The 22,437-nt window shown below is 61.1% G+C and carries 17 protein-coding genes; 9 read left to right on the top strand and 8 right to left on the bottom strand.

Annotated features, from left to right (window positions below):
• Nucleotides 1-19: 19 nt before the first annotated feature.
• Both argC and PSN43_RS15200 read right to left on the bottom strand, forming a co-directional pair.
• Entirely contained in the window at nt 20-1,075 is a 1,056-nt protein-coding gene (argC, locus tag PSN43_RS15195) for an N-acetyl-gamma-glutamyl-phosphate reductase (RefSeq protein ID WP_272701588.1), read from the bottom strand.
• Between the two features lie 11 nt (nt 1,076-1,086).
• The gene (locus PSN43_RS15200) at nt 1,087-1,374 is read right to left on the bottom strand and encodes a DUF1844 domain-containing protein (protein ID WP_272701589.1); all 288 of its coding nucleotides are present in this window, start codon (nt 1,372-1,374) and stop codon (nt 1,087-1,089) included.
• 249 nt (nt 1,375-1,623) lie between these two features.
• On the opposite strand from PSN43_RS15200, the gene PSN43_RS15205 reads away from it, so the two are divergent.
• From PSN43_RS15205 to PSN43_RS15220, 4 genes are all read left to right on the top strand, one after another.
• Complete coding sequence (locus tag PSN43_RS15205; protein ID WP_272701590.1) at nt 1,624-2,835, top strand: efflux RND transporter periplasmic adaptor subunit; 1,212 nt, start codon at nt 1,624-1,626, stop codon at nt 2,833-2,835.
• 2 nt (nt 2,836-2,837) lie between these two features.
• On the top strand, nt 2,838-5,990 hold the full coding sequence (locus PSN43_RS15210) for an efflux RND transporter permease subunit (RefSeq protein WP_272701591.1): 3,153 nt from the start codon (nt 2,838-2,840) through the stop codon (nt 5,988-5,990).
• 125 nt (nt 5,991-6,115) lie between these two features.
• Nucleotides 6,116-6,919, top strand: coding sequence for a substrate-binding periplasmic protein (locus tag PSN43_RS15215; protein ID WP_272701592.1), 804 nt, complete (start codon nt 6,116-6,118; stop codon nt 6,917-6,919).
• Nucleotides 6,920-7,067: 148 nt separating this feature from the next.
• Complete coding sequence (locus PSN43_RS15220; RefSeq protein ID WP_272701593.1) at nt 7,068-7,274, top strand: hypothetical protein; 207 nt, start codon at nt 7,068-7,070, stop codon at nt 7,272-7,274.
• Between the two features lie 195 nt (nt 7,275-7,469).
• Here PSN43_RS15220 and polA read toward each other — a convergent pair whose 3' ends face one another.
• From polA to PSN43_RS15245, 5 genes are all read right to left on the bottom strand, one after another.
• Complete coding sequence (gene polA, locus PSN43_RS15225; protein WP_272701594.1) at nt 7,470-10,148, bottom strand: DNA polymerase I; 2,679 nt, start codon at nt 10,146-10,148, stop codon at nt 7,470-7,472.
• 18 nt (nt 10,149-10,166) lie between these two features.
• Nucleotides 10,167-11,162: a DHH family phosphoesterase gene (locus PSN43_RS15230; protein ID WP_272701595.1), complete on the bottom strand. Its 996-nt coding sequence runs from the start codon at nt 11,160-11,162 to the stop codon at nt 10,167-10,169.
• A gap of 3 nt (nt 11,163-11,165) precedes the next feature.
• Nucleotides 11,166-11,675: a bifunctional adenosylcobinamide kinase/adenosylcobinamide-phosphate guanylyltransferase gene (locus tag PSN43_RS15235; RefSeq protein ID WP_272701596.1), complete on the bottom strand. Its 510-nt coding sequence runs from the start codon at nt 11,673-11,675 to the stop codon at nt 11,166-11,168.
• Entirely contained in the window at nt 11,672-12,520 is an 849-nt protein-coding gene (gene cbiR / locus PSN43_RS15240) for a cobamide remodeling phosphodiesterase CbiR (RefSeq protein WP_272701597.1), read from the bottom strand. The genes PSN43_RS15235 and cbiR overlap by 4 nt, the downstream gene beginning before the upstream one ends.
• 190 nt (nt 12,521-12,710) lie before the next feature.
• Nucleotides 12,711-15,809: a UvrD-helicase domain-containing protein gene (locus tag PSN43_RS15245; protein ID WP_272701598.1), complete on the bottom strand. Its 3,099-nt coding sequence runs from the start codon at nt 15,807-15,809 to the stop codon at nt 12,711-12,713.
• 148 nt (nt 15,810-15,957) lie between these two features.
• Between PSN43_RS15245 and PSN43_RS15250 the strand changes: the two genes are divergently transcribed.
• The 4 genes from PSN43_RS15250 to PSN43_RS15265 are packed head-to-tail and all read left to right on the top strand — an operon-like array spanning nt 15,958 to nt 21,133.
• Complete coding sequence (locus PSN43_RS15250; RefSeq protein WP_272701599.1) at nt 15,958-16,377, top strand: MarR family winged helix-turn-helix transcriptional regulator; 420 nt, start codon at nt 15,958-15,960, stop codon at nt 16,375-16,377.
• Entirely contained in the window at nt 16,371-16,886 is a 516-nt protein-coding gene (locus PSN43_RS15255; protein WP_272701600.1) for a hypothetical protein, read from the top strand. Before PSN43_RS15250 ends, PSN43_RS15255 begins: the two co-directional genes overlap by 7 nt.
• A complete protein-coding gene (locus tag PSN43_RS15260) occupies nt 16,883-17,953 on the top strand; it encodes an efflux RND transporter periplasmic adaptor subunit (protein ID WP_272701601.1) in 1,071 nt (356 codons plus the stop codon). The genes PSN43_RS15255 and PSN43_RS15260 overlap by 4 nt, the downstream gene beginning before the upstream one ends.
• Nucleotides 17,954-17,962: 9 nt before the next feature.
• Nucleotides 17,963-21,133, top strand: coding sequence for an efflux RND transporter permease subunit (locus PSN43_RS15265; RefSeq protein WP_272701602.1), 3,171 nt, complete (start codon nt 17,963-17,965; stop codon nt 21,131-21,133).
• A 75-nt stretch (nt 21,134-21,208) separates the two neighbouring features.
• Here PSN43_RS15265 and PSN43_RS15270 read toward each other — a convergent pair whose 3' ends face one another.
• The gene (locus PSN43_RS15270; RefSeq protein WP_272701603.1) at nt 21,209-21,505 is read right to left on the bottom strand and encodes a late competence development ComFB family protein; all 297 of its coding nucleotides are present in this window, start codon (nt 21,503-21,505) and stop codon (nt 21,209-21,211) included.
• Between the two features lie 158 nt (nt 21,506-21,663).
• On the opposite strand from PSN43_RS15270, the gene PSN43_RS15275 reads away from it, so the two are divergent.
• Nucleotides 21,664-22,278 carry a hypothetical protein gene (locus PSN43_RS15275; protein ID WP_272701604.1) on the top strand — a complete coding sequence of 205 codons (615 nt, stop codon included), beginning with the start codon at nt 21,664-21,666 and terminating at the stop codon, nt 22,276-22,278.
• Nucleotides 22,279-22,437 lie beyond the last annotated feature (159 nt).

The raw sequence follows: 22,437 nt of genomic DNA on the forward strand, positions 1-22,437 counted from the left end.
GCGGAGGCGGAGGGTACGGCTAGGGCATCATCGGGGCCATGGGCAACCCCTCGTCGATGTCCAGTCCGCAGATCAGGTTGGCGTTCATCAACGCCTGACCGGATGCGCCGCGGCAGAGGTTGTCGATGGCCGAAAGGATGATGAGCCTGCCGGTGCGGGGATCGACCACCAGGCCGATGTCGCAGAAGACCGTGCCGCGCACGAACCGGGTCTCGGGCAACTGGCCCTCGGGCAGCACGCGGACCAGCGGCTTGTCCGAGTAGAAGTCCGTGTAGACTTGGCGAACCTCTTTCAGGGAGGTTTCTCCCTTGAGCCGGGTGTAGATCGTGGACAGGATGCCCCGGTCGATGGGTAGCAGATGGGTGTTGAAGGAAACCGTGATTTCGGTTCCGGCCAGCTTGGAAATTTCCTGCTCGATCTCGGGCGTGTGCCGGTGGGTGGGCAGGCCATAGGCCTTGAATGAGTCGGCGACCTCGCAGAAGAGGTTGGGCACTTTGGCCCCGCGTCCCGCGCCCGAAGCGCCGGACTTGGCGTCGATGACGATGTCTCCGGTCTCGATGAGCCCGGCGGACAGGGCCGGGGCCAGGCCGAGGATGGAGGAGGTCGGGTAGCAGCCGGGGTTGGCGATGAGCCGCGCTCCCATGATCTTGTCGAGGTACAGTTCGGGCAGGCCGTAGACCGCTTCCGCAAGCAGGTCGGCGCGGGTGTGCTCAACCTTGTACCACGCCTCGTAGGTGGCCTTGTCGTTGATGCGGAAGTCCGCGGAGAGGTCGACGACCTTCACGCCCGCCTCGATCAGTTCGGCGGCGATTTCCATGGCGGTCTTGTGCGGCACGGCCAGGAAGACCACGTCGCATTCTTCGGCCAGGTCGGCCGCATCGGGCTGGGTGATGACCAGTTCGCCCAGCGGCAGCCGGTTCAGGAAGGGGTAGATGTCGGCGAGCGTTTTGCCCGCTTCGGACCGGGAGGTGGCCCTGACCAGCTCCATGGAGGAGTGGTGAATCATGAGCCGGGCCAATTCCATGCCGGTGTAGCCGGTGACGCCCACCAGCCCGGCCTTGATGATCTGGGACATTCTCGTTTCCGTTATTTTGTCTTGTTAACGTACGCCATCCGCAGATTGTACACGATGTCGCACATGAGCTTCTTTTCTCCGTCATCCAGGCCGTTGTCGAATTTGTCCTTGAGCATTCCAAGCACGTCGATGGTGTGCTTGGCCAACTCCTTGTTGAACTCGACCTTGCCCGAGCCCGGATCGGCCGCTTCGCCCAGGGCGACCATGGCCGAGGACGACAGGGAATACAGGAAAGTTGTGAAATTGATACCCACGGGGATGCCCTTCATGGGATTTTCTCTACAGGTGTTCTCGGCCATGTTCCTCTCCATGCTGATTGGATGCGGTTGTCACTGACCGATAAGTACGGTCTGGACAGCCCGTAGTCAATACGCGGGGCGGTGGATTGCCGTGCCGGTTAATGCGCAACTATATGCATTAAGAGGAATAAGTTATGTACATGGCATGGAAATGCAGATATGATATAGGACGTGAATTAGATGGTAGTGGTGCTTTCCTTTACAATATAATTCAAGGTTTTTGCGATGGTTAACTCCGTGTTGCGCTCCATGACGGTCGGCTGTGTCCTCTTTTCCCTTTCCCTTCTTTTCGCCGGGTGCACCGGCGAGGACAAAAAAACTCCGGCTCCGGCGGCTCAGGGGCCGACGCCTATGAAGGTTGTCAAGGCCGAGATTCGCGATGTCCCCAATTGGGGCGAGTGGGTCGGCCAGATCGGCGCCCATGAGACCGTGGATGTTCGGGCCCGCGTGGCCGGGTTCCTTGTCGAGCGGAAGTTCGATGAGGGCCGGGCGGTGAAGAAGGGCGACCTGCTCTTCGTCATTGATCCCAAGCCGTTCGAAGAGGATTTGAAACAGGCTCAGTCCGGTTTGGAATACAACCAGGCGCTGTACGCCAAGGCCTCCAAGGACCTTGAGCGTTTCAAGAAGCTTTTCAACGAGGGCGTGGTCAGCCGCGACGAGTTCGAGAGCTACCAGACGCAGGCGGCTACCTATAAAGCCCAGTTGGCCGACAACAAGGCCAAGGTGGAGAACGCCAGGATTCAGCTCGGCTACACCAAGATTTACTCCCCCATAGACGGTCTTATCGGCCGCGTTCAGGTGGATGTGGGCAACCTCGTCGGGCAGGGCGAAAACACTTTGCTGGCGACAATCTCCACCATGGACCCCGTCTATGTCAGCTTCAACGTCAGTGAGACCGACTACATCCGGGCCATGCGCGACAAGAAGGCGCGTGGCGAGGGCGGCGATACGCCCATTCGCCTGATCCTGGCGGACGGCGACGAATACAGCCAGCCGGGCAGATTCGATATGGTTGATCCGACCATCGACCCGAAAACCGGCACCCTCGGCATCCGTGTTTTGTTCCCCAATCCCGACAACATGCTCAAGCCGGGGCAGTACGCCAAGGTCCGCGTGCGGGTTTCCAATCACAGCGACGCCGTGGTCGTTCCGATCCGGGCGATCATGGACGTCCAGGGCATGAAGTCCGTGTTCCTGGTGGACCCGGATGGAACCATCAGGAATCAGCCGGTCAAGCTCGGTTCCGAGTCCATGAGCCTGGCTGTGGTCGCGGAGGGCGTCGAGGCCGGGGACATGCTTCTTTCCGAGGGCATCAACCGGGTCAAGCCGGGCATGAAGATCAAGCCGGTCGTCGTGCCCATGGAGCGTGACGGCATGGAGGCAGCTCCCTCCGATGACGTCGGGGGCGAGGAAGCTCCGGTTCCCGCCGACGGCGGCAAGACGGCCGCCGGGGCGGAGTAGCCATGTTTGTCCGCTTTTTCATAGACAGACCCATTTTCGCCTCGGTGGTGGCCATCATCATCCTGCTGGTGGGTGTTCTCTCCCTGTTCGCCCTGCCCATCGCCCAGTATCCGCAGATTTCGCCTCCGTCCGTGTCCGTGCGCGCCACCTACACCGGGGCCGACGCCGAAACCGTGGAGCAATCGGTAGCCTCGCCCATCGAAGAGCAGGTCAACGGCGCGCAGGACATGATGTACATGAAGTCCATCTCGGCCAACGACGGGTCCATGAGCCTGACCGTGACCTTCGAGCTCGGCCGCGACCTGGAACTGGCCACCGTGGACGTGCAGAACCGCGTCAACCTGGCCACTCCCCAATTGCCGCAGGAAGTCCGCAATACCGGTATCTCCGTGCGCAAGCAGTCGCCGGAGTTCGTGCTTATCGTGTCCCTGACCTCGGACAAGCCGGAATACGACACGCTTTTCCTGAACAACTACGGCAAGATCAATATTTACGACGCGCTCCGCCGCATTGAGGGCGTCGGCGACGTCAACATGTTCGGCGACCTCGACTACGGTATGCGTCTGTGGCTCGACCCGGACAAGTTGACCTCCTACGGCCTGACGGTCAGCGACGTCATCAACGCCGTGGAAGAGCAGAACACCCAGGCTCCGGCGGGCCAGATAGGTATGCCGCCCACGCCCAAGGACCAGCAGTTCCAGATGACCCTGCGGGTCAAGGGCCGCCTGGCCGCTCCCGAGGAGTTCGGCAATATCATCCTCAAGGCCAAGGCCGACGGGTCCGCGGTGCGCATCAAGGATGTGGCTCGTGTGGAGCTGGGCGCTAAAAATTATTTCACGTTCTCGCGGCTCAACAATCAGCCCAACGCCTCCATGCTCATCTACCAGTTGCCCGGTTCAAACGCGCTGGAGGTGGCCAGGCAGGTCCGGGCGACCATGGAGGAACTGTCCCACTTCTTCCCGGACGGCATCCATTATTCCATTCCCTACGACACCACCCGCTTTGTGAACTCTTCCATCGACGAGGTCATGGACACCTTGTACGAGGCGCTCATCCTGGTCTTCCTGGTGGTTTTCATTTTCCTGCAAAACTGGCGCACGACCATTATTCCCATGGTCTGCGTGCCTGTTTCCCTGATAGGCACCTTCGCCCTGTTCCCCATGCTCGGGTTCTCCATCAACACCCTGACCCTGTTCGGCCTGGTGCTGGCCATCGGCATCGTGGTCGACGACGCCATCGTCGTGGTGGAAGCCACCCAGCGCAACATCGACGAGGAGGGCATGTCCCCGAAGGAAGCCACGAAAAAGGCCATGAGCGAAGTCACCGGGCCGGTCATCGCCAGTACCCTGGTGCTTATCGCGGTGTTCGTTCCGGTGGCTTTCATGGGAGGCATCACCGGCCAGTTGTACAAGCAATTCGCCCTGACGCTTTCCGTGTCCGTGGCCATCTCGTCGGTCAACGCCCTGACCTTGTCGCCCGCCCTGTCGGCCCTTATCCTGCGGCCCTACAAGCCCATTCGCGGCCCGCTCGGCTGGTTCTTCGACAAGTTTAACGCGGTCTTCGACTGGTGCACCCGCAAATACAACGCCGCCGTGGCCGCCATGGTCCGGCGCGCCTTCATGGGCGTGCTCGTTGTGGCCGTGCTTATCGGTGCGTGCGGCGGGCTGTTCTCCATCCTGCCGTCGAGTTTCGTGCCGGACGAGGACCAGGGGTACTTCATCATCAACGCCTCCCTGCCCGAGGGCGCGTCCTTGGAGCGGTCCGAAGCGGTCATGCGCAAGGTCGAGGCGTACCTCAAGGACGCTCCCGGGGTGCACGATTATGTCGTGCTCGGCGGATTCAACCTGCTGACCGGTGCGTACTCGTCGTATACCTCGGCGGTCTTCGTGGTCCTGGACGACTGGTCCGAACGAGAGACCCCGGAGCTGTCGCTTGCGTCCATCATGGGCAAGGCGCAAAAGGAGTTCTGGTCCATTCAGGAGGCTGTCATCATGGCCTTTGCGCCGCCGCCCATTCCCGGTCTTTCCTCCACGGGCGGCTTGCAGTTCGAGCTTCAGGACCGTTCCGGCAACTCGGTGGCCGAGCTCGCGGCCGTGACCAAGCAGTATATCGCCGAGGCGTCCAAGCGGCCCGAGATCGCCAACCTGTTCACCACGTTCAGCGACGGCGTGCCGCAGTATTTCGTCGAGATCGACCGCGACAAGGCCAAGAAGCTGGGGGTGCCCATCTCCGACGTATTCAAGACGTTGCAGACCTATCTCGGCGGCTATTACATCAACGACTTCAACAAGTACGGACGCACCTACCGCGTCATGGCCCAGGCCGAGTCGCAGTTCCGCACCCGGCTTGAGGATCTCAACCGGTTCTACATGCGGTCCGGCGACGGCGAGATGGTCCCGCTGTCCACCCTGAGCCACGCCAAGCGCATCGCCGGTCCCGAGTACGTGCAGCGCTACAACGTGTTCCGCACGGTGGAAATCAACGCGGCCACACCGGCCGGGTACAGCTCGGGCCAATCCATGGCCGCCATGGAGGAGGTGGCCCGGCAGACCCTGCCCGACGGGTATGGGTTCGACTGGACCGCCATCGCCTATCAAGAGAAAAATGCCGGGGGACAGACGGGGATGATCTTTGCCCTGGCCATCGTTATGGTCTTTCTGGTGCTCGCCGCCCAGTACGAGAGCTGGACCACCCCGTTCGCGGTCATTCTCTGCGTCCCGCTCGGCATCTTCGGGGCCATGTCGGCCCAGTGGCTGCGCGGGCTGGACAATAACGTCTACGCCCAGGTCGGGCTGGTCATGCTCATAGGTTTGGCCGCCAAGAACGCGATCATGATCGTGGAATACGCCAAGGAAAAGCACGACGGGGGCATGTCCCTCATGGAAGCTGCCAAGGCTGCGGCTGCCCTGCGTTTCAGGCCCATCCTCATGACTTCGTTCGCTTTCATCCTCGGCGTCATACCGCTTGTCCGGGCTTCGGGAGCGGGGTCTTCCAGTCGGCACGCTCTGGGCACTTCGGTCTTCGGCGGCATGATCGCGGCCACGCTGCTCGGCGTGCTGGTCGTTCCCTCCCTCTATACCGCCATCCAAGGCGCGGGTTCCCGTCTTGGCGGACTCCTGCGGCGCAGGGGGATCGCCAACAAGAAGGAAGAGTAGATACCGGCCGCCAACGAGTATGGACATCAGGCCGCCTTTGGGCGGCCTTTTATTTTTTCCGTCCCGGCGCATATAAAATAATCCCGCAGAGTTGACGGAAACGAATAATCTGTTACGGTTCCACTATGGGAAAATGCGTCGTGCGTTCAAGGATCGGCAAGGTCGGAATACGGCTGGCGGGTTTCATGCTGGCCGTCGTGCTCCTGACCGGCCTTTCGCCTGCTTTGGCCGCAGCTCCCCTGCGTTTGGCCTATCCGGATTTCTGGCCTTTTTTTACCATGACGGCCGAAGGATACATGACCGGCTTTTTCTATGAGATCGTCGACGAGGCGCTCGGCAGAATGGGCATTGAGGTCGAATGGAAGGAATATCCGTGGAGCCGCTGCCAGGTCCTGGTCCATTCGGGCGAGGCGGACGCCATGATAACCGTGCCCACTGCCGAACGGCAGTTCTACACGGTAACGCATTCCGACCCGTTCTACGTCAAGGAGCTCAAGATTTTCACTACGGTGGACAATCCCAAGCTGGCGGAGATCCGCAGAATCGACTCCATCGACGACATCTTCCGCCTGGGGCTGGTGGTCGTCACCTACAACGGCAACGGCTGGAACGATGAGTACATTCGGTCGCGGGGCATCAAAATTTATGAATCTCCGCAGCTCAAGAACGTGTGGCTCATGCTCGCCAATAACCGTGGAGACATCGTCATAGAGTGGCCCATAGCCGCATGGCCCCAGATCAAGGCGGGCAGGGTGACGAACCGTATCGTGGAAACTTCCGTTTCCCTGGAAGGAATGCCTTTCCACCTGCTGGTTAATCGCAACAGTCCTTATGCCGAACGTCTTCCTGAATTCAACGATGTCATCAGCCAAATGCGCTGCGAGGGCCGCCTCGACGAGATTATAGGAAAATACGTGGTCGCGCCGTAGCCCGGGAAGCCTTTGAGAGCAATGAAAAAGGCCCGCATTGCGGGTCTTTTTTTGGAAGTTTTTGGCCAATCGCTTTATATAGTATATTGCATATAAAATAGTTTTACGATATGAGCATGGAAACCAAAACATTGAAGGAGGCTGGAGAATGACCAGATACTACGTCAACAAGAATGCGCAGCCCACGGGTGAACATGAGGTGCACACGGCATCTTGCGCATACAAGCCGTTGCGGGAGAATTGTCAGTATCTTGGAGAATTCGTGAGTTGTTATGGCGCGCTCATGGAAGCCCGCAAGTACTATGACAAGGTTGATGGGTGCTATTATTGTTGCAACGAATGCCATACCAAATAGCATGGCGCGTAAATGAGAAAGCCCCGCAATGCGGGGCTTTCTTTTGGGGTGTACCATTTGACTCACTGAAGAGGCGAATCAGGTGTTGAAAGCCGCTTCGCGGCAATCGTCGGGTGATTTCGCCTCCGGCGGGCAAGGGCTCGCACCCTTGCATCCCCTGTGAGGCCTTCGGCGCTGGCCCGGCCGGAAAGCCGGTTAATGCGCTTCCGCCCAGTTTTTTCCAACGCCCAAATCGACCTTGAGCGGCACGTCCAGTTTTGTCACGTTTTGCATGATTTCCTTCAATCTCGCTCCGGCGGGCTCGATGTTGGCGGCCGGGACTTCGATGATGAGTTCATCATGCACCTGAAGGATGAGTTGGGCCTCAAGCTCTTTGAGGCGCTTGTCCTTGTGGGCCTGGACCATGGCCATTTTGATGATGTCGGCGGCCGATCCCTGAATGACGGTGTTGACGGCCTGGCGGCGGGCCTGGGCGGCAAGCTGGTTGTTGCGGGAGTGCAGCTCGGGCAGAAGCCTGCGGCGTCCGGCAAGGGTGGTCACGAAGCCGTGCGTCTCGGCGTCCTTGACGATGGTGTCGTAATACGCCTTGAGGGTCGCCATCTTTTCGAAGTATTTTTCGGTGAATTCCTGCGCCTCGGTCTGTTTGATCTGAAGTTCCCGGGCGAGTTTCTGCACGCCCATGCCGTAGATCAGGCCGAAGTTGATGGTCTTGGCTCCGCGCCGTTCATCGGGCGTGACGTCCTCGATGTCCTTATCATGGATGAGCGCGGCCGTGCGCGCATGGATGTCCTCGTCATGGCGGAAGGCGTCGATGAGGGCGGGGTCCTTGGAGAAATGAGCCAGGACGCGCAGTTCGACCTGGGAGTAGTCCGCCGCGGCCAGCAGATTGCCGTCGGCCGCGTTGAAGCAGGCGCGCATCCGCGGGCCGTGAATTCCCCGAATGGGGATGTTTTGCAGGTTCGGCTGGGAGCTCGACAGCCTGCCGGTGGCCGTGGAAAGCTGATTGAAATGGGTATGCAGCCGACCGTCCGCGCCGACCATCTTGGGCAGCGGCTCCAGGTAGGTGGAACGCAGCTTTTCGAGCATACGGAATTGAAGCACCGCGTCCACGATGGGATGCTGGTCGCGAATTTTTTCAAGCACCTGGTTGGCTGTGGAGCGCAGGCCGGTAGATGTCTTGGACCCGGCCTTGATGCCGAGCCGGTCGAACAAGACCACGGCGAGCTGCTGGCTTGAGCGGATATTGAATTCCTCGCCCGCGAGCTTGATGATGGTCCGGGTCAATTCGTCGAGTTGGGCGTTCACATCGTCCAGAAAGGATTGGAACTCGCTGGGGTCAATGGAAATTCCTGCCCGTTCCATGGAGTCGAGCACAGGGATGAGCGGCAGTTCCAGTTCACGCATGAGCGTGTTCAGATGCGCGCCCTCCACCTGGCCACGGATACCCTCCATATAGGCCAATGCGGCCAGCCCCTGGGATTGCGGATGCAGCCCGCGTGCCGCTTCAGCGAACTCCGGGCGGCCGTCCTGGAACATGGACTGCCGTAGACGCGCCCAAGTGTAGTTGCGCGCCTCGGGGTCGAGAAGGTAGGCGGCCAGGCTCAGGTCGAACCATTGGCTGGACAGGATGTACCCCCAGGCCGTGTCCGCGCGCAGCAGGTCCTGCACGCTCGGCGTGGCGATGACCGAGGCGTGCTCGATCTTGCGCACGAGCTCCGCGGCCGGGCCGGTATAGCGGTATTCCTGGCCGTTCAAGCCCACGAAAAAGGCGTCGTCCTCAAAGGTCAACCCCACGTCTTCGCCGCCGAACTCCGGCAGGTCGTCCACGGTTCCGGCCACGTTCACGTCCAGCGGCTCGGCGGGCGTCTCGTTGACGGGCGCGCTGCCGAACAGGAGGGCTTGCTCGATTCTTCCGGCGGGCGCGGCTTTGGATGCGGGTTTGGCTGCGGGCTTGGGCGCGGCGGCGAGCGGGGCCTGGGCGGGGCGGCTGCCCGTGTCCTTGGGCAGGAGCCGCTGCAATCCGCGCAGTTCGTACTCCTCGAAATAGTCGCTCAGGGCGCTCATGTCCGGCGGCTGCAAGAGAAATTCGTCCAGGTCCTGCTCGCAGCAGTTGGTTCTCATGCGGGTCAGGTCCCGATAGACAAAGACATTGTCCAGCTCGGGCTCAACCTTGGCTCGCAGCTTGTCCGGCAGCTTGTCCAGATTGTCGCGCAGCTCTTCGAGGGTGGGGCCGGTGGCGGCGAATATCTTGCGGGCGGTCACCGGGCCGATTTTGGGAATGCCGGGAATGTTGTCCGCGGAGTCGCCGATCACGGCCTGGAAGTCCGGCCAGGTGGCCGGTTCCATGCCCTCGGCCTCGCGGAAGGAATCCAGGGTGTGGATGGTTTCATTGCGGCCCATCTGGCTGACCATGACAACCCGGTCGTCGAGGCACTGCTTGATGTCCTTGTCCGAGGCAAGAATAATGATCGGCCTATCCGCCTTGTAGCGGGTGGCCAGGGAGCAGATGCAGTCGTCCGCCTCCACGCCGTTGGTGACCAGCAGCTTGATGCCGAGCAGCTCCACGCCCCGCCGCACCGGTTCCACCTGTTCGACCAGGGGCTCGGGCATGGCCGGTCGGTTGGCCTTGTATTCGGGATACGCCTCGTTGCGGAAGGTCGGGCCCTTGCCGTCCATGAGAAATGCCACGTGCCGGGGATTTTCGTCCCTGAGCAGGTTCATGAGCACGCGCATGACCGTGTTGATGGCGTTGGTCGGGAATCCGTCCGAACGGGACAGGTCGGCCCGGGCGTAGAAGGCCCGGTAGAGCAGGGCGGTTCCGTCGATGAGGTATACCGGGTCCTTATCGAAATTGAGGCGTTCTTTTAACGACATAGATGTATGGGGTAGGAGTTAGATTCGGCGGATGGCGGATTTTCGCCCGTGTCCGAGCCGTTTGAGCATGAAGATTTCAGGGTCCACGCCTTCCAGTTCGGTCAAGTCGACCTCGGCCCTGGCGGCCTGCTGGTGTCCACCGGCGGAGCCAAGGCCGTTCATGAGCTTCTGGGCCATGGTGCCCATGTCGCGCCGCAGGCCGTCGCCCCGGAAGATGCAGACGAGTTTGCCGTCGGCGGTGCCTGAAACCACAACCCAGGGCACATTGTGCACGCGGGTGAAGAAGTCGGCGACGATGACCAGGATGTCCGGGTTGTCCACGTTGCCGCAGTGGGCGTACAGCCCGTGGCCGATGCGCCGCAGGTTGTAGAAGGCGCGGGAGAAATAGCGCATCCAGTCCAGGTGGAATTCGCTGCGGCTGATTCGGTTCATCAGCTTGGAGTCCGCGAATTTGTTCAGGTACTTGAAGGCGGCCATGTCCGCGTCGATGAACTCGCGTTCGAAGGTCTTGGTGTCGCAGCGGATGCCGTACATGAGGGCCGTGGCCAGCAGCTTGGGCGGGCGGATCTTCATGTTGTAGAGGTACTCGGTCATCATGGTGCAGACCGCGCCGTATTTGGGACGGATGTCCACGAAGTCGGCCTGGACCAGGTTGTCCTGCTGGATGGGGTGGTGGTCGATGACCACCGAAAAGTCGAACTGTTTGAACTCCGGGTTGTGATGGGGCTGGGAGTCCACCAGGGCGAACTTGTCGAACTGGGCCGCCAGATTGGGAATGAGCTTCTGCGTGGGAATGCGGCAGTACCGGATCATGGACAGGTTGTCGGGCCGCTTGATCTCGTTGATCTGAGCGATGGCCGCGGCGTTCACCCGACGGGTCATGATCCGTTTCAGGGCCAGCGCCGAGCCCAGCGCGTCCGGGTCGGCATTAATGAGAATCAGCCAGTTGTCTTCCTTGTTGAACAGGCTGAGGAGTTGGTCGACCTGTTCTTCAAGTTGTCGAAAAAGTGCCACGTATTATCCCTGTTTCAGGGTTAACGGCAGCCCGGCCGCAACCAGAAACGCCTGGTCGGCCCGCACGGCGACAGCTTGGTTGAGCGCGCCGAGGCTCCGCACGAAGGCCCGGACCATGCTGCCCGCAGGCAACGGTCCAAGCCCTGTCTCACAGGAGACGAGTATCAAATCCGTGGAGCCCCAGTTGTTGAGAACCTCTTTGAATTCTTCAACTTTTTCCGGCTCACATCCGGCTTCACGACAGGAGAACAGCCAATAGTCGAGGCTGTCCACCAATACGGCCGGAAATGTCATTTTAGCCTTTTGGAGCGTATGAGGCAAGCCCTCGGCCACTTCCGCCACTTCGATATAAGGAGTCCGGCTTTTACGGTGTTTGCGAATCTGTTCGCGAAACTCCATGTCCCGAGCTTTTCCGGTGGCCACGAACAGGGCCGGGCCGGGTGCGCGTGCGAGCAGATCGAGGGCGAAATCGGATTTTCCGGATTTGTTGCCGCCGAGTACCAGGGTAATCATTTATTGTCGCTCCATTGCGAAAACCATTGGGCGAAGAGGTCCAGGGAGTCGAACAGCTCCTCTTTGCGGAAGACTTCCAATGTCAGGGTGATGTCCGATGTCCGTTCGATCAGGTGTCGCAACAGGACTTGTCCCACCGGGTCCAGTTCGCGAAGGGGCCAGTGGCGCATGTCCCGTTCGGCCCCGTACACGTGGAGCATACGAACGCGCTCCCACAGGCCGGGCAGTCGGAGGATGTCGCGTTGGCCGTACGCCTGGATATGGCCGATGTCCAGGCAGGCGGAGAAGCCGCCTTCGACGACTTCGTCCCAAACCGGGGTCAGGCTGCACTGGCCCACGTTCTCGATGAGGAAGCGGGAAGGCGGCACGCCCTTGTCGCGCAGCCGGTCAGCCAGGGCCGGGAGCATGTCGGGCGCGTTCGGCGGGTGAAGCACGTAGGCGTGGGGCGAGACCACTGCGAGCTTGTCGATCAGCCCGCTGATTTTTTGCCAGGCCGTGTCGATGCCCGCTTTCCACGGCAGGTCCAGCGGCATGTGCACATGCCAGGAGCAGGGCAGGTCGGCCAGCCAGGGCGGGAGGTCCTCGTCGGTGTAGGCCAGGCAGGACTCGGTTTCGAAGAACAGCAGTGCGATCTCGGGAAAGAAGTCGGCCAGGAACAGACTGTTTTCGGCCACACCGGCTGGCAGCACGGCCGAGGGTGCCGCCAATTTGAAGGGGAAGCGGACATTCCACTTTTCCTCGACATCGCGAACGGAGGGCAGATCGGGACGCGTCGGGTGTTCTCCGGCGTGCCCGTGCTCGATCGGTTTTCCGTCCTGTTTCGGGAATTTAGGCTTTCGGTGCATGGCTGTTGCGGCCCGCTGTCCGGCTGGCGGACAACGGGTCGGGGTTTGGGCGATGGCCGCGTTTAGAGAATTGTTCCAACATCGGTTTCACACCCTGGATGTTATTAGCCGGTCGCCCGGCTTGGCGGCTCCCGCGCCGCGCTCGGCATGGTCTGCCGGGCGCGGTTGCGCGGAGGTGTCGCTTCTTTCTCTAGTCGAGCAGGCCGAGCTGCTTTTCCTTGGTCACTTTGCGTGCGGCCAGGGCTGATTTGGTCAGGAGAGCTTCAGGGATTTCCCGCAGGTAGCGCGACCTCGGCAGGGACAGGGTCTTGCCGAAGAGCTGCCTGTTCTGGGCGTAGCTGAGATAGAGATTGCGCCGCGCGCGCGTCATGCCCACGTACATGAGGCGGCGCTCCTCGTGGAAACGCTGGCCCCGGCCGGGGGTAAGGGTGATTTTGGCGGTGAGCAGGTCCATGCCCGCGAACGGCAGGATGCCTTCTTCGCAGGCGGGCATGAACACGGCTTCGAATTCCAACCCCTTGGAGGCGTGCAGGGTCATGATCTGGACCTTCTCCGCTGTCTTGCGGACAAGCTCCAGCTCGGACTGCAACGACACCCAGTTGACCAGCCCCTGCCAGCCGCCTCGCCGGTCGAACTCGGCCTTCAGTTCCTTGAACTGACGGCTGTCCCAGAAGAACTGGTCGAAGGGCGGGGTCTCGTTCAGGTAGGCGGCCAAGCCGACGGGTCCCTTGGCCAGGATGTGGTCCGGAATGTCGATGGTGTCTTCAACGCCGGACAGGGTCATGCCCAGGAACTGCTGGGCGGCCTTGAGAATGGCTGCCACGCGCGGCTCCTGCCAGAACCCTTCCAGTTCGGGGGTGGCCACGGGCACACCCGCTCGTTTGAGCGCTTTTTCGAGGATCGGGATAAGCTGCTTGAATCGTACCAGCACCGCGATGTCGCCCGGGGCCATGTCGCCTCCGCCTTCGCTGTCCACGATGGAATGGCTGGTTGCCCCGATGAGCCCCTTGATCTTGTCGCTGATCCAGGTGGCCTCATGCGCGGCGTCAGGCGCTTCGAACATGTGCAGGGTGGCGGCGATGTCCTTGCGGGCCGTGAGACGCGGCGAGTCCGGGAAGAGGTTGCCCGCCCCGTCGAGGATGGCCTGGCCCGAACGGTAGTTGTCGGTCAGGGTGACGGATTCGATGTTCGGCCACATCCTCTTGAGGTGTTCCTCCACATCGCTTACGGCGCCCCGGAATCCGTAGATGGATTGCTTCGGGTCGCCAATGAAGAACAACCCTTCACCCGCGGTTCCCGCGATGCCCTTGATGACGGCCAGTTGCAGGGGGGTGAGGTCCTGGACCTCGTCCACCAGGACGTGGCTGTAGGGCATGTGGAAGGTGGGCGCGCCGGTTTGTTCGAGCATGAACTCCAGCAGGTCGGTGTAGTCCACCAGGTCCCAGTGGTTCTTCTGGTTACCGTAGTTGATGTGCGCTTCGGCCAGATTCTCGGGCAGCTCGGTCAGTTGTTCCCGGGCCAGGAGATACCTGTTCCAATAATGGTTGAGGTTCTTGCCCGAAAAGTCCGGGTTGACCTCGACGAAAAGCTTTTTGGCCGCGTCCTCGGGCACCACGATGGGCGTCTCGGAATAGGCGTGCTTCCAGTAGTCGAAGCACAGGGAATGCAGGGTGCCTGCCTGCGGCATCTCGGCATTCTCCCCGCGGAGGGCGTGCAGCCGGTCGCGCATCTCCTGGGCGGCCCGCTTGGTGAAGGTCAGGGCCAGGATGCGTTTGGGATTGACGCCTTCGTCCATGAGCCGTTCCACCCGTCCCATGAGGGTCTGGGTCTTGCCCGTGCCGGGACCGGCCAGGACAAGCACCGGGCCAGGGCCCGCGTCGATGGCCTGTTGCTGGGCCTGGTTGTAGGACAGGGGCACGGTCTCGACCTTGGGCCGGGAGACGGCCGGGCAGGGCGCGGTCAGGCCCGGATCGGGCCGGGTTTCGGGCCGGGGAATGTGAATCAGTTCGCCGCCGTTTTTGATCTGGGCCCGTTCCTTTTCGGAGAAAACAGAGATGACGCCGAATTCGCCGTCATACCCGGCCTTGCGGATGACCTGTCCGTCGCGCATCCGAGTGATGCCTTCGGCCAGGTGGCAGGAAAAGCGGTTGAGATCCTCGGCGGGCACCCGCTGGAGGATGTCGAGCTCGTTGCCGAACTCCTGGATGAGCTTCATGTAAAGGTGATTGACCTTCTTGGAGCCCGGGCCGACGCCGAGCACTTCGGATAGGATCTCCTTGAGCGGAATGAGCGAGACGAAGCCGGGCGCGCCCGCAGGCTGGACCGGTTCCTCGCGGTCCGCCAGTTCAAGCACGCGGTTGTAAACGCCCACGGTCACGGGCTTGCCGCAGACCGGGCAGATGCCGTCGCGGGCGATGGTCTCGTGGGGATCCATGGATACGCCGCATTTGCGGTGACCGTCCATGTGGTACTTGCCCTCCTCGGGGAAGAATTCAACAGTGCCGAGGAACTTGTTCCCCAGCCCTTCGCCGCGCAGGGCGCGGTAGATGCCTTCATAGGAAATTTCGCCCCGGAAAAGGTTGGCCTCCCGGCCGAGCTTTTCGCCGGAGTGGGCGTCGGAGTTGGAGATGAGCCGGATGCGGTCCAGTTCGGACCATGTCCAGTTCATTTCGGGGTCCGAAGAGAGTCCGGTCTCCATGGCGAAAATTTCCTCGGCGTAGTCGCCGAAGCATTCGCGGATGGAGTTGAAGCCGGATTTGGAGCCGAACAGGGAGAACCACGGCGTCCAGATATGGGCCGGGACCAGAAACGCCTGGGAATGGGTGTCCAGAACCAGGTCCAGGAGATCGCGAGAGTCCAGCCCGAGGATGGGACGGCCGTCCGAAGCCAGGTTGCCCACTTCGCCGAGGCGTTCGTTGAACCTGTACACCGCGTCCAGGTTGGGCATGAAGACCAGGTTGTGCACTTTGCGGACCTTGCCGCCGCGCTTGTAGATCGAGCTGATCTCCGTCTGGAGCATGAAACGGGTGCGGCCGGGAATCTCGCCGTCGAAGGCGGGAATCTCCTTCTCCAGTCCGTCGGGTTCCCTGAGGACGAAAAGACCCTTGCCGTTGTCCTCCAGCTGCTCTTCGATTTCGGCCAGCCATTCGGGGTGGGTGAAATCGCCTGAACCAAGGACGGAAAGTCCCTTGAGACGGCCCCAGGCAGCCAGATTCCGGATGGTCAGGTTCTTGCTGGTGGCACGCGAAAAACGGGAATGAATGTGCAGGTCGGCGGTGAATCTTTCCATGGACTGAACAGTATAGGTATCCTCCTATTATTGCAACCCGTCGTCGGGTCAAAATGGGTTGACGATATTGTTTGTTGCAGATACAACTTTCGCCATGAATTCTGACCGACTGAACCCAAAGGAATCCGTTGGTTTCCTTTCTTGGAAGGTGTCCCGTGTTTTCGCCAACGACCTGGCCGCCCGCTTCGCCGAAGCCGGGGTGAAAATCACGGTGGAGCAGTGGCGCGCCCTGTTGCCCGCGTACAAGACCGAAGGGCTGACCCAGGGCCGGCTTTGTGATATGCTCTCTCAGGAAAAAACCGGGGTCAGCCGACTTGTGGCGGCCCTGGAAAAGCATGGTCTCCTGCGTCGTGAGGCGGACAAGGACGACCGCAGGGTGAAGTGTATATACATCACCGGCAAAGGACGTGAATTGGTGGATTTCACCATGGACATAGTCCTGGAGAGCCGGGAGGCGCTGGTCAGGCACGTGGACCCTGAGAACCTCGCCGTGTGCAAACGGGTCCTGTGGGAAATCCTCGAACCTCATCTGGACGAGGCCTGTTGCATGAGGAACAAATCATGTTGAAGTTGGGGGCCGGGGGACAGAAGTGGCTGAAGGGGTTGCATTTGTGCACGGCCGCTTGCTGGATCGGGGGCGGTGTCGCCCTGATCCTTCTCTATTTCCTCAAACCGGGAGCGACGGACGGACGCGAGCTCTACGGCATGAACCGGGCCATCCATCATGTGGACATGGCCGTGGTGGTCGTGCCGGGCGCTTTCGGCTGCCTGCTTACCGGCCTGGTTTATTCCCTGTTCACCGGATTCGGCTTCTTCAGGCACGGATGGTTGATCTTCAAATGGGTCGTCACCGTCTCGGCCATTGTTTTCGGCACTGTCTGCCTCGGCCCGTGGGAGACGGCCATGATGCACATTTCCGGCGAACTGGGCATGGACGCCCTGCGTGACGGGGCGTACCTGTACAATCAAAAAATGAATTTCATCTGGGGATTGGTCCAGGTTGCGGTCCTGGTCGCCACGGTTTTCGTGTCCGTGTTCAAGCCCTGGAAAAACTTGCGGAAGAAGAGTGAGCGATGAAGAAATTCCTGAAGAGTGCGGCGGTCCTTTGTCTTGCGGTCCTGATGGCCGTCCCGGCCTTGGCCCAGGAGGGGGGCGCAGCTCCCGCGTCCCCGGTGGTCACGGCCAAGGTTACTTCCGGCGACATGGCCCCCCAGACCGAATTTATAGGTACGGTTTATTTTTCGGAAATATCCAACGTGGCGGCGGAGGTTGAAGGCAAGGTCGTCTCCTTGGGCGTCGAGGACGGACAGCGTGTCGGCCGGGGCGCTCCCCTGGTCTCCCTGGCCTCGGATATTCTTGACCGCAGCATCGCCAATGCCCGCGCCCTCATGGACCAGGCCAAGGCCGATTTTGAGCTGGCCAAGCGCGAGAACGAGCGGACGACCAAGTTGTTCGAGAGCCGCACCGTGGCCGAGGGCGAATACGACTCCAAGCGGTTGGCCGCCCTGTCCTCCGAGAAGAAGATGATCGCGGCCCAGGCCATCCTCAACCGGTTGCTCATGGAGCGGGAGAAGAAGACCATCCGCGCTCCCTATGACGGCGTGGTCCTGGAGCGCAAGGTGTTCCGCGGCGATTGGGTCTCCGTGGGGTCGGTCGTCACCGTCATGGCCCGCGACGAGGATTTCGACGTGGTGGTCAACGCCCCGCGAGAGGCTTTCGGCGTGGTCAAGCCCGGCCTCAAGGTGACCGTCAAGGTTGCGGGCAAGGATGTCCCCGGCGAAGTCTTCGCGGCCATCCCCAAAGGAGATGTGGCCACCCGCACGTTTCCGGTCAAGATCCGCGTGCACAACGACGGGTCCCTGGCCGAGGGCATGGAGGCCCGCGTGGTCCTGCCCAAGGGGGTGGGCGGCATGACCCTGATCGTGCCCCGCGACGCGGTCATTTCGGCTCGCGGCCAGATGGTCGTCTGGGCCGTGGTGGACGGCAAGGCCGTTCCCATGCCCGTCTTCGTGGTCGGCTATCGGGGCATGGACGCCGGGGTCAAGTCCAAGACCCTTCAGGAGGGCATGGACGTTGTGGTCAAGGGCAATGAACGGCTTCAGCCGCAGCAGCCCGTGGCCGCGCAACCCTCGCAGCGGCAGTAGGGGGTTCCCGTGGATATCGTCGGAACCGCCATACGAAAACCCGTTGCCGTCCTGGTGGGCGTCATTCTCGTCGTCATGTTCGGCGTGGTGGCCCTGGTCGGGCTGCCGTATCAACTTTCGCCCAACGTGACCGAGCCGGTCATCACCGTGACCACCACCTGGACCGGGGCCACGCCCTACGAGATGGAGCGCGACGTCATCGAGGAACAGGAGAAGGTGCTCAAGGGCATCCCCGGCCTGATCCAGATGGAAAGCTCCAACTACAATGCCCGGTCGGAACTTACCCTGAAATTCGAGATCGGCACCGAGATCGACAAGGCGCTCCTGCGCGTGTCGAACAAGCTCGACGAGGTGCCGAGTTACCCCGACGACGTGGACCGGCCGATCATTTCCGCCACGGGCGCATCCACCTCGCCGGTCATCTGGCTGACCCTGGAAACCCTGCCCGGCAACGACAAGGACGTGACCACCTACCAGACGTTCTTCGAGAACGACATACGCCAGTACATCGAGCGAGTGGAAGGCGTGGCCGACCTGTTCGTGGGCGGCGGACGCGAGGACGAGATGGACATCATCATCGATCCCGTGAAGCTGGCCTCCTACAACCTGACCGCCACCGAACTCATCCGCGTGCTCCAGAGCGAGAACGTGTCCGTTTCCTCGGGCACCCTGGGCGTGGGGCGGCGCGACTTCCGCATCCGCACCCCAGCCGAGTTTAAGACTCCCGAAGACATAGAGTCCGTAGTCATTTCCTCGTCCGGCCAGTTCCGCGTAACCCTCGGCGACGTGGCCACTGTGGCGCGCGGCAACGAGAAACACACGGTGGCCATGCGCCATAACGGCAGGACCGGCATGGTCGTGGGCATCCGGCCCGAACCGGGCGTCAACGTCCTGACCATGACCGACAACGTTCACAAGGTCATCGAGGAGCTCAACGACGGCCCCATGGCCGATCAGGGCGTGCGCTTTAACTGGGTCTACGATCAGCGGCCGTACATCAACGGCGCCATCGACCTGGTTAAACAGAACATCCTTATTGGTTCCGTGCTGGCCATCGTGGTCCTGTTCGTGTTCCTGCAATCCTTCAGCTCGACCATTATCGTGGCCGTTTCCATCCCGGTGTCCATCATCGGCGCTTTCATCATGTTCGCTGCGGCCGGTCGTTCGTTGAACATCGTTTCCATGGCGGGCATTTCGTTCGCCGTGGGTATGCTCGTGGACAACGCCATCGTCGTCCTGGAGAACGTGGACCGGCACCGGCGCATGGGCAAGCCTCCATTCAAGGCCGCCTATGACGGAGCCAGCGAGGTCTGGGGCGCGGTGCTGGCCTCCACCCTGACCACCGTGGCCGTGTTTCTGCCCGTGGTCTTCATGGAGCAGGAGGCCGGGCAGTTGTTCAAGGACATCGCCATTGCCGTGACCTGCGCCATCGCCCTGTCCATGCTCGTGTCCGTTCTGGTCATTCCCATGCTGGCCAACCAGTTTTACCGCATCGCGGACAAAAAGAAGCTGCGGCGTGAAGCCGCCGAAGGGCCGAGGACCCCGGCCGGGCTGTCCATCGCGAAGCGCGTGCTCAAGCCCCTGACCGCTCTCGGCGGCAAGCTGGCCGATGCGATCGTGGGACTGCTCTCCCTGGCCATCGACAACTGGAAGTCGCGCCTGGTCACCGTTATCGGCCTGACCGCCGTGTCCGTGCTCATGGTCGTGACCATGTTCCCCAAAATGGAATACCTGCCCCAAGGCAACCGCAACCTCATCCTGAACATTCTCATCCCGCCGCCGGGCCTTTCCTACGAGGAGCGCGACGACATCGGGAAGTATATCTTCGACGAGGTGGAGCCGTATTTCCGCAAGGAGACGGACGGCAAGCCCGGCGTGCAAGACCTCTTCTACGTGTCCGCGCCGACCATCAACCTCTTCGGCGCCATCTCCACCCAGGAGCAGAACGCCAAGCCGCTCATTCCCTTGTTCTCGCGGATTATCCATTCCATCCCGGGCATGTTCGGCGTGTCGTTGCAGGCGTCCATCTTCGAGCAGGGGCTGGGCGAGGGCCGCGTCATCAACGTGGACTTCTCGGGCAATGATTTGAACCAGTTGGTCGCCGTTGCCGGGACCATGTTCGGCATGACCATGCAGACGATCCACGGCGCGCAGATCCGTCCCATTCCGTCGCTTGAGCTCCTCTATCCCGAGGTCCGCTTCCATCCGTACCGCGACAGGGTCAAAGCCGTTGGCCTGACCTCCGAGGAGCTGGGCACTGCGCTCGACGTCATCCTGGACGGCCGGAAGGTGGGCGACTTCAAGGAAGAAGGAAAGAAGAAGATCGATTTGGTGCTCAAGGCGTCCGCCAAGGATGTAGGCACGCCCGAGGAGCTGTACTCCCAATTGGTGGCGACGCCTAACGGGTGGGCCGTGCCGCTTTCCTCCCTGGCCTCCATGGAGAATACCTACGGCGTAACAGAAATCCGCCACCTCGAACGCAGGCGGACCATTACGTTGCAGGTCACTCCGCCCGTGGACATGCCCTTGCAGTCCGCCATGGAGATCATCGAGCAGCAGCTCATTCCCCAGGTGGAACAGACCGGGCTCATGCATGGCGTGGCCGTCCGATTGTCCGGCGCGGCCGACAAACTCAGCGTGACCCGCGACGCCTTGCAGTGGAACTTCATCCTGGCGTTGATCATCACGTACCTGCTTATGTCCGCGTTGTTCGAGAACTTCATCTATCCGCTCATAATCATGTTCACCGTGCCTCTGGCCGGTGCGGGCGGGTTCCTGGGCCTGCGGCTCGAAAACCTGTTCATCGCGCCGCAGCCGCTCGATATCCTGACCATGCTCGGGTTCGTCATTCTCATCGGCGTGGTCGTGAACAACGCCATCCTCATCGTTCACCAGTCGCTTGGCAACGTGCGCGAGCAGGGTATGGACTACAAGGAAGCCGTGCTCGAAGCCACCCGGACCAGGTTGCGGCCCATCTACATGTCCGCCACCACTTCGGTCTTCGGAATGCTTCCCCTGGCCGTGGCTCCCGGTCCCGGCTCGGAACTCTACCGGGGCCTGGGCGCGGTCGTTCTGGGCGGCCTGGCCCTGTCCACGGTTTTCACCGTGTTCGTCATCCCGGCTCTGCTCATGTTCGTCATCCCCATGGAAAAGCGGGGCGGCGCAAAAGAAGAAGCCTAACCGGCCCCTCAACCGAAAAAAACGGCCCGCCATGTTCGTCATGGCGGGCCGTTTCTCTTTTGCTGCGGTCGCGGGTTAATCGTTCGCCCGCGTGGGGTTGTCCAGTACCCGTTCCACCGCCTTCCGTATCTTGGCCCGGATTTCGTAGTCAGAAATGCGGTCCGAGAGGACGATGGACCCGGCCTGGGCATAGGCGGCCGGGAGCAGGTTCAGGGACAGGGCGTAGATGTCCTGGATGTCCAGATCCTCGAAAATATAGTCTTCGTAATACTCCTCGATGATCTCCGGGATCAGCGAGGCCACCCTGCTTTCGTTGCGGTTGGTGATTTTGGAGACGTCCACTCCGCGTATCTTCAACTGTTTTTTGAGCATGGTCGGTTCTCCCTTCGGGTGTCGTCGGTTTTTCTCAGGAGTTGCGCCATACTAACCCGTATGGCGGACGTTTGGCAATCGAATGGTATATTTCATGCTACGAATATAGCGAAGACGTCTTCGTCTTTTCGGTTGGAACCTTGGCGCGGAGAAGCCCCATGCCGACGCAACCTATTGAACAGGCTGTACAAGGGTACACGTACAAGCGTTCGAGAAAAACCGTTTCGGACAGCGAATTTCCCCTTGGGCCGGAGCAGTCAAAAAATCGGCGGGACGAAGCCCCGGCTTCCGGGGCGGTCATGCGCGGCTATATCCGCGATCTGCTCGCCACAGCGGCTCCCGACAACGGTCGTGAACTGACCTTTGCGGACGTCGAAGCCCGGTATGACGAGATGCTCAGGACATGGAACGATGAAGTCGAGGCCGATCTCGAAAATCTGGGCGTGGACACTTCCGCCGCGTTTCGTCTTGTCTACGATCCAGCCGGTTCCGCCGCCGTGGTGGGGGAGCATCCGGACCGGGAGATGATAAACGCCTATTTCTCCGCCAATCCCGACAAGGTTGAGCAACTCGGCCGGACCCTGCAATTCGGCAAATTCGCCTCCGTGGCCCGTAATAGTCTCTCCGAACAGGACATGAACCGGAGGCTCTCCACCGACGCCATGGCCTGGTGGTATTCCACCAACATGAACACCCAGGATCTCTTCGCTCCCGGCGGTATCGTCGTCGGAGCCGGGGTAGCCCCTTACAAGGGGTTGGACATCAGGGTGTAGTAAGAGAGATTGCCTCCGGCGGCCGGGGGAAGGGGAGGAAAAACCCTTTGAAAAGGGTTCTTGTGCAACCAGGAACATGGGTAACACTTCTGCCCGGGAACATAGGTAACACTTTTACCGTTTCTGTTTCGGCTCCGGGGGCCTGATCAGGCCCCCGGA

The organism is Desulfovibrio sp. Fe33, assembly GCF_028532725.1.
GTDB lineage: Bacteria > Desulfobacterota > Desulfovibrionia > Desulfovibrionales > Desulfovibrionaceae > Pseudodesulfovibrio.